Below are 14,753 nucleotides of genomic sequence, written 5' to 3'. Positions count from 1 at the left end.
CCATTGTCTACATGACTTCACCGCCGGCGACGGCGATCGATTGTCCATTCATGGCGGCCGACGCGGGCAGGCAGAGCCAGGCCACCGCATCGGCCACTTCCTGTGGCTGTACCAGCCGCTGCTGCGGATTGCCAGCCGCCAGCTCCGCCCGCGCCGCGTCTTCGCCGCGCCCCGTCTTGCGCACGATGTTCTGCACGGCCTGCGCCACCATCTCCGTTTCCGTGTAACCGGGGCATACGGCGTTGACGGTGACGCCGCGCGGCGCCACTTCCAGCGCCAGCGCGCGCGTCAGGCCGATCACGCCGTGCTTGGCGGCGACATAGGCGCTGACATAGCGATAGCCTTTCAGGCCCGCCGTCGACGCCACGTTGACGATGCGCCCCCAGCCCGCTTCCAGCATGGCCGGCATGGCCGCCTGGCAGCAGTGGAACACGCCCGTCAGGTTCACGGCCAGCATCTGCTGCCAGATGGCCGCACCCGTCTTGCCGAACGGCGCCGCGTGCGCCTGGCCCGCGTTATTGATCAATATGTCGATGCGGCCGAAGTGCGCGGCGGCCTGCGCGAAACCCGCCTGCACGGACGCTTCCACGCTCACGTCGAGCACGCAGATGGCCACCCTGCCCGCGTGGCCCGCCTCTTCCAGCTGCATGCGCGCGCGCGCCAGCCGCGCGCCGTCGCGCCCGGCCAGGGTGACCCGGGCGCCCGCACCCAGCAAGGCGCCCGCGCACGCCAGGCCGATGCCGCTGGCGGCACCCGTCACCAGCGCGTGCTTGTCGGCCAATGCGCCGTCCAGTTGTTCCTTGTTCATGTCATCCTTCCAGCAGCCGCACGGCCACCTGTTGCGGGGTGAGGCCCGTGCTGGCGGCGGCCAGCTGGCGCTCGCGCTGCAGATTGCGTTCCAGCTGCTGCTGGCCCGGACGATACTGTTTCGGCCACGCTGCGCCTGTCACTGCGCCTGCGCCGCTGTAGCCGATGCGCGCCATTTCCGTCAGCGTCCAGGCCGGGTTGGCCAGGTGCGGCCGGCCCACGGCGCACAGGTCGGCGCGCCCGGCGGCGATGATGCTGTTGGCGTGGTCGGCCTCGAAGATGGAGCCGACGGCCATGCTGGCGATGCCCGCCTCGTTGCGCACGCGGTCGGCGAACGGCGCCTGGAACATGCGTCCGTACACGGGCTGTTCGAGTTTACTCACCTGTCCCGAGGAACAGTCGATCAGGTCGGCGCCGGCCTGCTTGAACAGGCGCGCGATGACGACTGCATCGTCGGGCGTGATGCCGCCTTCGACCCAGTCGTGGGCCGAGATGCGCACACTCATCGGTTTATCCTGCGGCCAGGCCGCGCGCATGGCGCGCAATACGCGCAAGGGATAACGGCAGCGGTTTTCCAGGCTGCCGCCATACTCGTCCGTGCGGCGGTTGGTCAGCGGCGAGATAAAACTCGACAGCAGATAACCATGCGCGCAATGCAGTTCCAGCCAGTCGAAACCGGCGACGGCGGCCGCCAGGGTGGCGCGCACGAAGTCCTGCTCGATGCGCGCCAGGTCGCTTTCCGTGGCCGCGCGCGCCAGCTGCGACACGCCGGCCAGGTACTGCTGCTCCGAGGCAGCCAGCAGCGGCCAGTTATCCTCTTTCAAAGGCAGGTCGATGCCGTCCCACATGGGCCGCGTCGAGCCTTTCGGCCCCGCGTGGCCAAGCTGCAGGGCGATCTTCGCATCGCTGTTGGCATGCACGAAATCGACGATGCGCCGCCAGGCCTGCGTGTGCGCTTCGCTGTACATGCCGGGGCAGGCGGGCGTGATGCGCGCATCGGCCGACACGCACGTCATCTCGGCAAACACGAGGCCAGCACCGCCCATGGCGCGCGCGCCCAGGTGCATCAGATGGTAGTCGCCCGCCACGCCATCGACGGCGCTGTACTGCGCCATCGGCGAGACGGCGATGCGGTTTTTCAGCAACACCCCGCGCAGCCGGAAGGGCGTGAGCATGGGCGGCATGGCTTCGTCCGGCAGCGTCACACCGGCCTGTTCGCCCGCGCGCCGCGCCAGCCACAGCTCATAATCGGCCACGTACTTGGGATCGCGCAGGCGCAGGTTTTCATGCGAGATGCGCTGGCTGCGCGTGAGCATGGAATAGGCGAACTGCGGCGCTTGCATGGCGCTGTAGCGCTCGACGTTTTCAAACCACTCCATGGAATTGCGCGCAGCACTCTGGATTTTCAACACCTCGATGGCGCGCAGCTGCTGGTAGGCGAGCAGCGCAGCATCCGTACCAGCAGCGGCGTCGGCATGCTGGCCGAAGCAGCGCGCCAGCTCGATGGCGTCTTCCAGCGCCAGCTTGGTGCCCGAACCGATCGAGTAATGCGCCGTGTGGGCCGCGTCGCCCATCAGCACGACGGGCACGCCATCGTGCCGGTGCACCCATTGCCGGCAAACGATGCGCGGGAAGGTGATCCACTGCGCCGAACCGCGCAAGTGCGGCGAATTGCTCAGCAAACCTTGGCCATCGAGCTCCTCGGCGAACAGCGCTTCGCAAAAGGCGATGCCCTCTTCCTGGCTCATGGCGTCCAACCCCGCCGCGCGCCACACGTGTTCCGGCGTTTCGACGATGAAGGTCGACGTGTCGCCGTCGTATTGATAGATATGCGCCTGGAACCAGCCGTGTGGCGTCTGGCGGAAGGCAAACGTGAAGGCCTCGAATTTCTTGCGCGTGCCCAGCCAGACGAAGCGGCAATGACGCTGCTCGACCTCGGGCTGGTAGCTGGCCGCATAGCGCGTGCGGATGCGGCTGTTCAAGCCGTCGCTGGCGATCACCAGCTCGGCGCCGTACTGCTTCGCGATGGCCTGGTCATCCTGCACTTCCGTCTCGAACACCAGCTGCACGCCAAGTTCCTCGCAGCGCGCCTGCAGGATATTAAGCAGGCGCTTGCGGCCGATGCCGCAAAAACCATGACCGCCAGAGCGTACGGTCTCGCCCTTGAAGTGGATCTCGATATCGTCCCAGTGGTTGAACGCCTGCAGGATGGCGCGCGCAGTCGGCTCGTCCGCGTTGGCCAGGTTGCCCAGGGTCTGGTCGGAAAACACCACGCCCCAGCCAAACGTGTCGTACGGGCGGTTACGCTCGATGACGGTGATGCGGTGCTCCGGGTTCTGCTTTTTCATGAGCAGGCTGAAATACAGGCCGGCGGGGCCGCCGCCGATGCAGACAATATTCATGTGGTGTCCGTGCGAAGTTTGAAGCGCTGCAGCTTGCCCGTTTCCGTGCGCGGCAGGGAAGGCAGGAAACGGATGGCGCGCGGATATTTATACGGGGCGATCTGCTGGCGCACGAAGTCCTGCAGTTCGGCCGCCAGCAGGTCACTGGCCTGGCAGCCCTCCTTGAGCACGATGTGCGCCTCGACGATCTGGCCACGCTCGGCATCGGCGCGCCCGACCACGCCGCACTCGGCCACGGCCGGATGGCGCAGCAGCGCCTCTTCCACTTCCGGGCCGGCGATGTTGTAGCCGGCCGAGACGATCATGTCGTCGCTGCGCGAGCGGTAATAGAAATAGCCGTCGGCATCCATCTCGAAGGTGTCGCCCGTCAGGTTCCAGCCGTTCTGCACGTACTCGCGCTGGCGCGGGTCGGACAGGTAGCGGCAACCGGTGGGGCCTTTCACGGCCAGGCGGCCCGTCACGCCGGGCGGCTGCGGCACGCCGGCGTCGTCGACGATGCATGCCTGGTAGCCGGGGATGGCCTTGCCGATGGCGCCGCGGCGTATGCCCTCTCCTGTGGCGGAAATGAAGATGTGCAGCATCTCGGTGGCGCCGATGCCGTCCGTCATGGCCAGTCCCGTCGCCGCCTGCCAGGCGTCACGCGTGGCCAGCGGCAGCGCCTCGCCGGCCGAAACGGACAGGCGCAGGCTGCGCAGGTCGTGCTGCGCAACCAGCGGCGCCATCTGGCGGTAAAAGGTGGGCGCCGTGAAGCAGATCGTGGCGTGATAGGCGCCGATGGCGCGCAGCAGACCCTCGGGCGTGAGTTTTTCCAGCAGCACGGCGCAAGCGCCAAAGCGCAGGGGGAACAGCAGCAGGCCACCGAGGCCGAAAGTGAAGGCCAGCGGCGGCGTGCCGATGAAGATATCGTCGGCGCGCACCTGCAGCATGGAGCGGGGAAAGCAGTCGCAAATGGCCAGCAGGTCGCGCTGCATGTGCATGGTGCCCTTGGGCACGCCCGTCGTGCCCGAGGTAAAGCTGATCAGGCAGACGTCGTCGGCCGCCGTGTCGCAGGCGGCAAACGGTGCATCGTGGGCGGCCATGTGCTGTTCCAGTGGCGCATCGTCAGCGCCAAAGCACAACATCGGCGGGCATTTCGGCACGCCGTCGAGTTCCCCGCGCAAGCCCTGCGCGCACAGCACGGCGTTCACTTCTGCCTTGGTGATAATCGTGGACAGTTCGCGCGCGCGCAGCAGCGGCATGGTCGGCACGGCGATGCAGCCGGCCTTCAGCACGGCCAGCAGGCAGGCGGCCATCATGGGCGTATTCGCGCCGCGCAGCAGCACGCGGTTGCCGGGGATCAGGCCCAGGTCGGCGCGCAGCACGTGGGCGATGCGGTCGACCTGCTGCGCCAGCTGCGCGTAAGTCCAGCGCTGGCCATCGGCAAGGATGGCGCTGCGTTCGCCGCCACCGCTGGCGACGGCCGCATCGAGCAGCACGGCGGCACAGTTCAGGCGCGGCGGATACTGCAGCTCGGGCAAGTCCAGGCACAGCTGCGGCCAGAGTGCGCGCGGCGGCAGGTGCGCGCGCGCAAAGTCGTCCTGGGGAGATGCGGTGCTGGGCGAAGGGTCGCTGCTCATGCTCATCCTGGCTGGTAGCGGGCGCGTGCACATGGCCCGGAAGCAGATACTTTAAACCTAAAGTATTTTCCCGGCAAGCGGAAAACAGCAGATTCAGTCGGCGGTGTCGTGCTGCCGCGCCAGGCGCGCCTGCTGCGCCACGCTGCGCGCCAGTGCGGCCAGCGCCGCCTGTATCTGATCGCCATCGAGCACCGATGCCTGCAGCAGGTCCATCATCCCGGCCTCCGCGCCATGCAAGCCCAGGGTGCGGCAACCGAGGTGCAGCCGTTCCAGCTGCTGGCGCGCCTGGGCCGGCTCGCCGCGCGCCAGCAAGGCGTCGACCTGTTCGCTGGCGGCGCCCACCTGCCCCTGGAAACCCGTCAGATAGGCCTGCAGGCGTTCGCTGTCGATGCCGAGGCGCTGCAAGGTGTCGCGCGGCGCCTCGGCCGATAATACGGAGATGTCGAAGCAGGCGTCGATATGCTGGCGCACCTGCTCCGGCTGGAAGGGCTTGACGATGTAGCCTGCGGCACCGGCCTGCACGGCGTCACGCACCGTATCCTGGTCATTCGCCGACGACACCAGCACCAGCGGCATGGCGTCGAGCGTGCTGTCGGAGCGGATTTTCTGCAGCAGTTCCATGCCGGACAGGCGCGGCATGCGCAAATCGCAAAAGCACAGCGATGGCCGCAAGCCCCCTTCGAGCTGCTCCCACGCCGCCGCGCCATCTTCGGCTTCCACGATATCGTGCACGCCGCAGCTGTCGATCAGATGCATCAAGACCATGCGCGACACGACATCATCGTCAACCACCAGTACTTTCATTGCTTTCTCCATTGCCGGCGGCGTCAGGGGCCTGGCCGTATTCTACCCAGTTTCGCCGCGCGTTCGAAGGCCGGCATTGCCTATTTTACATTTCCTTGCCCGAAACGGCTATTTGCGCCAACAGTGCGCGCAATTGCGGCAAATGCAAGGCCACCTGCGTCCAGCGCCCGCCATCCGCCGCCTCTTCCATTTCCGTGCACAGCATGTGCAGCTGCGTTTCGTCGAGATAGGCGGCGCTGCCCTTCAAACCGTGCAGCAGGCGCCCGGCATTGTCCCTGTCCTGCGCCGCCAGGGCGGCGTCGAGTTCGCGCAGGCGCCCCTCCAGGTCGGCGACGAAGGCGACACGGATGCGCCGTTGCAGTTCACCGCTGCGGATGGGCCGCGAGAGTGCCGCGACGGGCGCAGCCGGCGCGATGCCGAACAGGGCATCGAGTTCGGCCTGCCCCCGTGCGGCGGCGCGCGGCACGTTCGACGGCATGCGCGGCAACATGAAACCGCGCTGCAGCTGGCGCTCGATGGCGCGCGCCAGCAAGGCATGCAGCGCCGCCTCGTCGACCGGTTTGCTGAGGAAATCATCCATGCCGACGCCAAGATAGCGGCTGCGGTCTTCATCGCTGGCATTCGCCGTCAGGGCCACGATCATCAGTTCCTGGTCGCGCACGGGCTGGTCCGGCCAGCCGCCCACGCGGATCAATCGTGTCGCCGTGGCGCCGTCCATCTCCGGCATGCGCCCGTCCATCAGGATCAGGTCATAGCGCGTATGCACGCAGGCCGCCACCGCCAGCACGCCATTGGCGACCACATCGACCCTGTGCCCCAGTTCTTCGAGCATGACGCGGATGATGATCTGGTTGGTGGGGAAGTCTTCCGCGCACAGCACACGCAACTGGTGGCTGTGCGGCGCCAGCGCCACCTGCGGCACCAGCGGCGGCGCCACGCCATCGGCCAGCGGCAAGGTGAAGGCAAAGGTGCTGCCCTGCCCCGGCGTGCTGGCCACCTCGATCTCACCCTGCATCAGTTCGACCAGCTGGCGGCAGATCGCCAGGCCCAGCCCCGTGCCGCCGTAGCGCCGCGTGGTGCTGGCGTCGGCCTGCTCGAACTTCTGGAACAGGCGCGCCATCGCGTCCGCATCGATGCCGATGCCGCTGTCGCTGACCGTAAAGCGGATCAGGTTGACACTGCGCCCGCCGCTGCCGCTGGCCACGCCGGCCCGCTCGACGCAGACGCTGACGCCGCCGCGCTGGGTAAACTTGAAGGCATTGCCGACCAGGTTGACCAGCACCTGGCGCAAACGGGTCGGGTCGCCCACCACGAAGGGCGGCAGGTCGGGTGCGAAATCGATGGCAAAACCGATGCTGCGCGCGGCCGCCTGCTCCTCGAACAGGCTGACGACCGTCTCGATCGCCGCGCCGAGCGCGAAGTCGATATTTTCGATACTCAGCTTGCCCGCCTCGATCTTGGAAAAATCGAGCAAGTCATTGATGATCACCAGCAGCGACTGGGCATTGGCCTGGCCGCGCAATATCTGCTCGCGCGTGGCATCGTGCAGCTGCTCGTCGCGCAGGGCAAAGCCCAGCATGCCGATCACGCCGGCCAGCGGCGTGCGCATCTCGTGGCTCATATTGGCTAAAAATTCCGACTTCTGGCGCGTCGCATCCTCGGCCTTGCGCTTGGCCAGGCGCAGGCTTTCCTCGTTTTTCGTCAGGCTGCTATTGGCTTGCGCCAGCTTTTCCGACTGCGCCAGCACTTCGATTTCCTTGCTCTGCAACTCGGCCGTGCGTTCGCCGACCAGTTTTTCCAGCTCGTTCTGCTGGCGCCGCAGCGCGCGCACGCGCTGCCGGTAAGCGCCATACACGGCGCCCAGCAGCAGTGCCGCCATCAGAGTACGGAACCACCAGGTTTTCCAGAACGGCGGCAGGATCGTGATGGCCAAGGTGGCGCCGCTCTCGTTCCACACGCCATCCTTGTTGGCCGCCTTGACGCGAAACACATAATTGCCCGCATCGAGGTTGGTGTAGGTGGCAAAGCGCCGCCCCGCATCCGTCATGACCCAGTCCTGGTCGAAGCCCTCGAGCCGGTAGGCGAACATATTGCGCTGGGGCGCAGCGAAATGCAGGGCCGCGAATTCCAGCGAAAAGACGCTTTCACGGCTGGTCAGCACCAACTGGCGCGTATGGTCGATGGCCGTCCTGAGCACGTGCGCGAATTCGCCGCGGCCGATGGCCACCGGCTTGTTGAAGATCTGCAGTTCCGTGATGGCCACCAGCGGCGGCACGCGGTTGTCGTGGATATCCTGCGGCACGAACGCCGTCATGCCGTTAAAACCGCCGAAATACATGGTGCCGTCGGCCGCGCGCAGGGCCGCGCCATCAAAGTACGAGCCTTCCACCGTGCCATCGGCGCTGTCATAGTTGCGGAACAGGCCACTGCGCATGTCAAGCCGCGTGATGCCGCTATTCGTGCTCAGCCACAGTTGCTCGTTATCGTCACCCAGGATGCTGGCGACGGCATCGTCGGCCATGCCATCCTTGCGCAGGAAGCGCCGGAAGCGGATGTCGCCCTTCGCATCGACATCCATGCGGTTCAAGCCATTGGCCGTGCCCACCCACAGCACGCCGCGCTTGTCCTCGTGCAGATAGTGCACCTCGTCGTGGCTGAGGCTATGCGGATTTTGCGGATCGTGGCGGAAATGCCTGAAGTGGCCGCTGGCGCGGTCCAGCAAATCGAGGCCGTGGAATGAGCCTATCCACAGCCGCCCCTTGGCGTCTTCCAGCACGGGCCGCACCATGTTGTCGGACAGGCTGTTCGGGTTGGCCGGATCGTGGCGGTAGGTAGTAAAGGCGCGGCTGACGGGGTCGAAACGGTGCACGCCGCCGCGCGTCGAGACCCACAGCATGCCGCTGCGGTCGCTCACGATATTGCGGATGGTGTCGCTGTTCGGATCGCCGGCGGCAAAGCGCATGGTAAAGAAACGCCCGAGTACCGGATCGAAGCGGTGCAAGCCCGTCGAGCCACCCACCCACAGGGTACCGTCCGGCGCCTTGTACAAGGTGGTGACCTGCTCGTCGCGCGACATGCCGGGCGAGCTGCGCAGGTCGAACAGGCGCGAGCTGCCGTCGCGCGTATCGTACAGTTTCAGGCCGCCCTTGGTGGCCAGCCACAGTTTGCCATTGCCCGCGTCGGCCACGGCGCGCACTTTCTTGTCCGCCAGCGCGCCCACATCGCCGGGCGCACGCGCCATGCGCGAAAAGCCGCCGCTGCCCAGGTCGACCCGGCTCACGCCGTTGTACCAGGAGCCGACCCAGAAAGTGCCCGCGCGGTCGCGGTACAGCGACGACAGCTGGTTGTCCGCGACGCTGAATTTGTCGCCCGTCTGGTGCCGGTACTGCAGGAAGGTGTCGCTCTCGGGCAGCCAGCGGAACAGGCCATCGGCATTGCTGCCCAGCCAGACGGTGGCGTCGATATCCTGGTACAGGCTGGCCACGCGGATGGCGGAAAAACCCTGTTTTTCATTCAGGCGCAGGCGCGACTGCGGTGCCTGCCCGGCGCCTCCCAGGCGCCAGCGCTCGGCGCCGGCCATGGTGCCTATCCACAGATTCTGCTGGCGATCCACCAGCAGCGACTGGATCACGTTATATTTGGAACCGGGCTCCGTGTCGACGGCGAAATGCTCGAAGCGGTCGCTGCCCGGCGCCAGCATGTCCAGGCCCGTGACGGTGCCTATCCACAGGCGCTGTTGCGCGTCCAGCGCCAGCGCCTTGATTTCATTGTCGCCCAGGCTGTGCGGATTACCTTCTTCATGGTGCCAGGTGCGGAAGGCGCCAGTGGCGGGGTCGAAATGCTGCAAACCGTCCGAGGTGGCGATCCAGAAGCCGCGCGCGCCATCGTCAAGAATGGCGTGGATATGCCGGTTGCCGTTGCCGCGCTTGCTCTTTTCGGCCGGGACGTAATGCGTGAAGGTCTGGCTGGCGGCGTCGAAGCGGTCCAGGCCGTTGTCCGTGCCCACCCACAGCTGGCCCTGGCTATCGACATGCAGTTCGCCGACCCAGTTGTCGGCCAGGCTGGTCTTGTCGCCCTCGATATTCTTGTAGACGACCATGCGATAGCCGTCGTAGCGGCTCAGGCCAGACTGGCTGCCGAACCACATATAGCCCTGCCGGTCCTGGGCGATGGCCAGCACCGATTCCTGCGCCAGGCCCTGTTCCACGCTGAGCTGATCGAAACGCAGGGTGGGCGCAGGCGCCGCCGCGGCCGGGCCGCCCGGCAGCAGCAAAGACAACAGCAATACCACTTCGCAAACACGTCGAAATACCAGCACAATCGTCCTGTCAAAAAAAACGCGAAAAAAACGCACGCCGCTCCAAGGGCCGTCTCAGGAACCAAAGAACGCCAGGACATCATCCTTGCGGGCCTGCGTATCGCGCTGTCCAAGACGGATCAGCTCGTTAGTATACGTCGATTCGAATAATAAATACGATGCCAGCGCCGCGCCGCGCGCTTCGGCCGCGCCGATGCCCGACAACATGGTGCGGATGGGACGCGGCAAACTGCCGATATGCCGGCTGGCGATGGCGTCGAGCCGCTCGGACGGCGCGATGACCAGCAATTCCACGGGCCGCAAGGCCGTCTTGCCCAGCAACTCGGGCGGCAGCATCGACAGGGTCAGGTTGATGCGGTTCAGGCGTTCGATGTCGACGGCCAGGCCATCGAGGAAGATCGACGACAGCGCATGGCCGGCGATCTGCGCCAGACTGGGGTAGCGCGCCGCTTCGGCCGCGGCGGGCGCCGGTTCCGTCATGCGTCCCGCGCCCACCACCAGCACCTTGTTCGCCCCCAGGTGGATGGCCGGCGAGATCGGTGCCAGCTGGCGCATGGAACCATCGCCGCAGTATTCACGCTGGCCGCCCACGTACAGCGGCACGGCGGGAAAAATAAAGGGGATGGCGGCAGAGGCGAGCAAGTGTTCCACACCGATCTGGTCTTGCAAGGCCAGCCGCTGCGTGCGCACCCAGGGCGCGATCTCGGCCCCCGTCTGGTAAAACGTCATGTGACGGCTGCCCGAATACGACGACGCCGTCACGGCCAGCGCATGCAGCAGCCCATCGGCCAGCGCCGCGTCCAGGCGCGGCAGGTCGAGCATGCGGTGCAGCAGGCTGACCAGCGGGGTATTGTCGAGCAGGGAATTGGGCGGCGAGGCATGCCACTGGCGCAGCAGCCAGCCAAACGACAGCAGCGACAGCCAGCGCGCGCCCGAACGGATCACGCCCAGCGAATCGGCGCGGTAAACTTGCTCGACCTGGATATGCTGCCACACGTCGAGCAGCTTTTGCACGCCTTCGCCGAAATTGTCGGCGCGGCAGGCCAGCGCCGTGGCGTTGATGGCGCCGGCCGAGGTGCCGCAAATGATATCGAACGGGTTGCGCGCCGGCGCCCAGCCCGCTTCCCACAATATCGCCGAAATTGCCTGCAGCACGCCGACCTGGTAGGCGGCACGGGCACCGCCTCCCGTGAGTATCAAGCCTGTTTTATTTTGTATTCCCATGCCGGCAGATTAGCAGGGTCTTGATACTTTGTGGAAAAGTTTGGAAGGCAGGCGCCAGTTCCTGCAGGTATATTGTTAGCATCACGGCGCCGGACAAAACCGTAGCGAGCGGAAGGGAGAGGCGACTAAGAAGCGCAACCGTACGAAGGTACGGTGAGCATCGCAGGCCGCCTATACCGACGCGCAGTAGGTTTGGTCCGGTGCCCCTAGTCGCCCCGCACCATGCCTTCTCTTCTCGGATCGGCGCCCCCAAACCAGAAATCCTTGCCGTGCGCATTCAGGCGCATGATGCCCTGCAGGCCGGAATTCTGTTCGATGACGCGCACCTCATGGCCCATCGCTTGCAGCGCCTCGACCTGGGCGGCCGGCGCGCGGCCCTTTTCCAGCTCCGTCGGGCCATTGCGGCTGCCGAAGTTCGGCAGGCTGATGGCTTGCTGCACGTTCAAGCCCCAGTCCATGGTGCCGACCAGCACCTTGGCGACATAATTGATGATGGACGAGCCCCCCGGGGAACCTGTCGCCAGTACCAGCTTGTGCGTACCCTTCTCAAACACCAGCGTGGGCGACATGGCGCTGCGCGGGCGCTTGCCCGCTTCAACACGGTTGGCGATGGGGCCAGCGGCATCGCGCGAATCGAACGAGAAATCCGTCAGCTGGTTGTTCAGCAAAAAGCCGTCGACCATCTGGCGCGAGCCGAACGCGTCTTCCACGCTGGTGGTCATCGACAGGCCGCCCCCAAAAGCGTCGACCGCCACCAGGTGCGAGGTCGACGGGCGCTGCAGCGCGTTATCCATGCCCCACGCCACCTGCATGCCGGGCGGCGTGCCGGGCAAGGCTTTCACCATGGATTTGTCGCCGATCAGCGAGGCGCGCTGCGCCAGGTAGCTTTTATCCAGCATCGAGGCGATGCCCTTGCCGGGCAGCGGCACGAAGTCCGTGTCGGCCACGTAGCGGTTGCGGTCCGCGTAGGCCAGGCGCCCCGCTTCCGAAAACAAATGGATCGCCTGCACATCGAGCACGCCGTCGACGGGCGCATACGGGCCGATGTCCTTCACTTCCAGCATGCCCAGCATCTGCGCAATGGCGATGCCGCCCGACGAAGGCGGCGGCATGCCGCACACGGTCCAGGCCTTGTAATCGCTGCACACGGGTTCACGCACCTTGGCACGGTAGCCGGCAATGTCTGCCGCCGTCAGCTTGCCCGGATTGCTCGGGTGCGAGGCCACCTTGGCGGCGATGTCGCGCGCGATGCGGCCCTGGTAAAAGGCGTCGGCGCCGCCACCGGCGATCTCGCGCAGGGTGCGCGCCAGCTGCGGGTTTTTCAGCACATGGCCGACAGGCCAGGGCTTGCCGTCCTGGTCATAGAAATACGCGGCGGCGACAGGGTCGCGCTTCAGGGCCTGGTCCCAGCTCAACAGGCCGTTGAGGCGCTGGCTGACGGGAAAGCCGCCGTGCGCCAGTTTGATGGCGGGGCCGAACAGGGTCGCCCACGGCAGCTTGCCATGCTCCTTGTGCGCCAGTTCCAGCATGCGCAGCACGCCCGGCGCACCCACGGAACGTCCGCCCACCACGCCCGTGGCGCGCGAGACGGGGCTGCCGTCGGCATTCTGGAACAGGTGTTCGTCGGCGGCGGCAGGCGCCGTTTCGCGCCCGTCGAAGGCCTGCACGCCCTTGGCGCTGGAGTACAGCAAAAAGGCGCCGCCGCCGATGCCCGACGATTGCGGTTCGACCAGGGTCAGCACCAGCTGCGTGGCGATGGCCGCGTCGATGGCGCTGCCGCCGCGCTTCAGCATCTGGTAGCCGGCATCGGCGGCCAGCGGATTGGCGGCGGCGACCATGAATTTCTGCGCCGCCCAACCACTTTTTTCCGCATACGCGGTGGCGATTTCCGGCGCCTTTTGCGGCACTTCGGCAAAGCTAGGATAGGCAGCCAGAGCTCCCAGCAAGGTCAGGCTCAGCGCCAGCGGCTTCAATGTGATCATGGATTCTCCGATAAAAAAAGGGCGCACAGCCGAGCAAGGCTGTACGCCCCATACGGGGGTATCCTACATCAAATCACGCCGGGCTTATTTGGGTTGCATGCGGATCGCGCCGTCCAGGCGGATAGTTTCGCCATTGAGCATGACGTTTTCCACGATGGCTTTCACCAGCTGCGCGTACTCGCCGGGTTTGCCCAGGCGCGATGGGAACGGCACCATCTTGCCCAGTGCATCCTGCACTTCGGCCGGCATGCCCAGCAACATCGGCGTCTCGAAAATGCCGGGCGCCACCGTCATCACGCGGATGCCGTTGCGCGACAGGTCGCGCGCCATCGGCAGGGTCAGGCCCACCACGGCCGCCTTCGACGACGCATACGCGGCCTGGCCGATCTGGCCATCATAGGCCGCCACGGACGCCGTGTTGATGATGATGCCGCGCTCGCCCTCAGCGGTGGCATCCTGTTTGGCCATGGCATCGGCCGCCAGGCGGCACATATTGAAGGTGCCCACCAGGTTGATGTTGACGACTTTCTGAAACAGGGCCAGCGGATGCGGGCCATCCTTGCCCACGGTTTTCACGGCCGGCGCCACGCCGGCGCAGTTGACCAGGCCGCGCAAGGTACCGAGCTTGCCTGCCGCTGCCACCACGGCCATGCCGTCTTCTTCCGACGTCACATCGCACTGCACGAACACGCCGTTCAGTTCAGCGGCCAGCGCCTGGCCCGCCTCCGTCTGCACATCGGCCAGCACGACCTTGCCGCCAGCGGCCGTCAGCATGCGCGCCGTGGCTGCGCCCAAACCCGATGCGCCGCCCGTGATGATGAATACATTGTCCTGAATCTGCATGAAATCTCCTGAGTGATGAGGGCCGTGTTCCCGGCGCCCGATGGTTGCATGGTGCATGATGCCATCATTACGTTTACGTAAACGTAATGTCGGCGACAATTGTAGCCATTTTTACGCCCGCTCAGCGAAAACTTGCAGCGGCAAGCAATGGCAAGGTTAAAAACACTGCATGAAAGCACCATTGCGATGGCAGATGCGCCCGTTGGCATCGAGCGTGGCGTTGCCCGCGCCGTTGTAGCGCACGCCGGCCGCATCGCGGCAACCGCCCGTGTCGCAGGCACCGATGGGCTGCGGCGCGCCGGGCATGGGCACGGTAGGGCCGGGCGGCAGGGGTGCCATGGGCACGACGGGCGGCGCCGAGTGATGCACGGGCATGCGGCCAACTACTTGCGCCACGGAACGGCGCGGCTGCACGGGCGGCGCCGGGCGGCACGGCTCCACGGCCAGCTTGCCGCTGTCGCGCGGGTCGAGCTGGCACACGGGCAAGGACTCAGCGGGCGCCGCCGGTTCCTGCGCCCAGGCATGGCCGCCAGCCAGCAGGCACACGGCGCAGGCCAGCGCCGGCATCATTTTGCTCATCGTCTGCATGCCGCTTCCCCCGGTAGCCATCGCACAGCGTTCATTATTGGCACATGCCGCGCCAGATGCCAGCGCGCGTAACAATTTCTCACGTTTGCACGTGCTGCACACCACCGTGGCACACCTTGCAACGGTGTTTTATTTCCTCTCAGTACTTTCCTTCTTGCCAGGACGGCAT

The 14,753-nt window shown here is 66.1% G+C and carries 9 protein-coding genes; all 9 read right to left on the bottom strand.

The window, feature by feature from the left end:
- Positions 1-7: 7 nt before the first annotated feature.
- The 9 genes from FJQ89_RS24985 to FJQ89_RS24945 all read right to left on the bottom strand — a co-directional run bounded on the left by FJQ89_RS24985 (position 8) and on the right by FJQ89_RS24945 (position 14,584).
- A complete protein-coding gene (locus FJQ89_RS24985) occupies positions 8-808 on the bottom strand; it encodes an SDR family NAD(P)-dependent oxidoreductase (RefSeq protein WP_141172134.1) in 801 nt (266 codons plus the stop codon).
- Between the two features lies 1 nt (position 809).
- Positions 810-3,209, bottom strand: coding sequence for a bifunctional salicylyl-CoA 5-hydroxylase/oxidoreductase (locus FJQ89_RS24980; protein ID WP_141172133.1), 2,400 nt, complete (start codon positions 3,207-3,209; stop codon positions 810-812).
- Positions 3,206-4,825 carry an AMP-binding protein gene (locus FJQ89_RS24975; protein ID WP_141172132.1) on the bottom strand — a complete coding sequence of 540 codons (1,620 nt, stop codon included), beginning with the start codon at positions 4,823-4,825 and terminating at the stop codon, positions 3,206-3,208. Before FJQ89_RS24975 ends, FJQ89_RS24980 begins: the two co-directional genes overlap by 4 nt.
- Positions 4,826-4,918: 93 nt before the next feature.
- On the bottom strand, positions 4,919-5,629 hold the full coding sequence (locus FJQ89_RS24970; protein WP_141172131.1) for a response regulator: 711 nt from the start codon (positions 5,627-5,629) through the stop codon (positions 4,919-4,921).
- Positions 5,630-5,714: 85 nt separating this feature from the next.
- Positions 5,715-9,920: a two-component regulator propeller domain-containing protein gene (locus FJQ89_RS24965; protein ID WP_423245221.1), complete on the bottom strand. Its 4,206-nt coding sequence runs from the start codon at positions 9,918-9,920 to the stop codon at positions 5,715-5,717.
- Between the two features lie 81 nt (positions 9,921-10,001).
- Positions 10,002-11,171: a patatin-like phospholipase family protein gene (locus tag FJQ89_RS24960; protein WP_071078913.1), complete on the bottom strand. Its 1,170-nt coding sequence runs from the start codon at positions 11,169-11,171 to the stop codon at positions 10,002-10,004.
- A 206-nt stretch (positions 11,172-11,377) separates the two neighbouring features.
- Positions 11,378-13,153, bottom strand: a complete 1,776-nt coding sequence (gene ggt, locus FJQ89_RS24955; RefSeq protein ID WP_141172130.1) for a gamma-glutamyltransferase — start codon at positions 13,151-13,153, stop codon at positions 11,378-11,380.
- Between the two features lie 84 nt (positions 13,154-13,237).
- Positions 13,238-13,996 (bottom strand): 3-hydroxyacyl-CoA dehydrogenase, encoded by a 759-nt coding sequence (locus FJQ89_RS24950; RefSeq protein ID WP_071078915.1) that lies wholly within the window; start codon positions 13,994-13,996, stop codon positions 13,238-13,240.
- Positions 13,997-14,152: 156 nt separating this feature from the next.
- The gene (locus tag FJQ89_RS24945; protein ID WP_141172129.1) at positions 14,153-14,584 is read right to left on the bottom strand and encodes a hypothetical protein; all 432 of its coding nucleotides are present in this window, start codon (positions 14,582-14,584) and stop codon (positions 14,153-14,155) included.
- Positions 14,585-14,753: the final 169 nt, after the last annotated feature.

Source organism: Janthinobacterium tructae, assembly GCF_006517255.1.
GTDB lineage: Bacteria > Pseudomonadota > Gammaproteobacteria > Burkholderiales > Burkholderiaceae_D > Janthinobacterium > Janthinobacterium tructae.
The sequence above is the reverse complement of the archived record's forward strand: the minus strand, read 5'-3'. Positions and strand labels throughout refer to the sequence as shown.

What these genes read in the sequence shown, in the direction of transcription:
- FJQ89_RS24985 (WP_141172134.1), bottom strand. Translation starts at nt 808, where the DNA reads ATGAACAAGGAACAACTGGACGGCGCATTGGCCGACAAGCACGCGCTG.
- FJQ89_RS24980 (WP_141172133.1), bottom strand. Translation starts at nt 3,209, where the DNA reads ATGAATATTGTCTGCATCGGCGGCGGCCCCGCCGGCCTGTATTTCAGC.
- FJQ89_RS24975 (WP_141172132.1), bottom strand. Translation starts at nt 4,825, where the DNA reads ATGAGCAGCGACCCTTCGCCCAGCACCGCATCTCCCCAGGACGACTTT.
- FJQ89_RS24970 (WP_141172131.1), bottom strand. Translation starts at nt 5,629, where the DNA reads ATGAAAGTACTGGTGGTTGACGATGATGTCGTGTCGCGCATGGTCTTG.
- FJQ89_RS24960 (WP_071078913.1), bottom strand. Translation starts at nt 11,171, where the DNA reads ATGGGAATACAAAATAAAACAGGCTTGATACTCACGGGAGGCGGTGCC.
- ggt (WP_141172130.1), bottom strand. Translation starts at nt 13,153, where the DNA reads ATGATCACATTGAAGCCGCTGGCGCTGAGCCTGACCTTGCTGGGAGCT.
- FJQ89_RS24950 (WP_071078915.1), bottom strand. Translation starts at nt 13,996, where the DNA reads ATGCAGATTCAGGACAATGTATTCATCATCACGGGCGGCGCATCGGGT.
- FJQ89_RS24945 (WP_141172129.1), bottom strand. Translation starts at nt 14,584, where the DNA reads ATGCAGACGATGAGCAAAATGATGCCGGCGCTGGCCTGCGCCGTGTGC.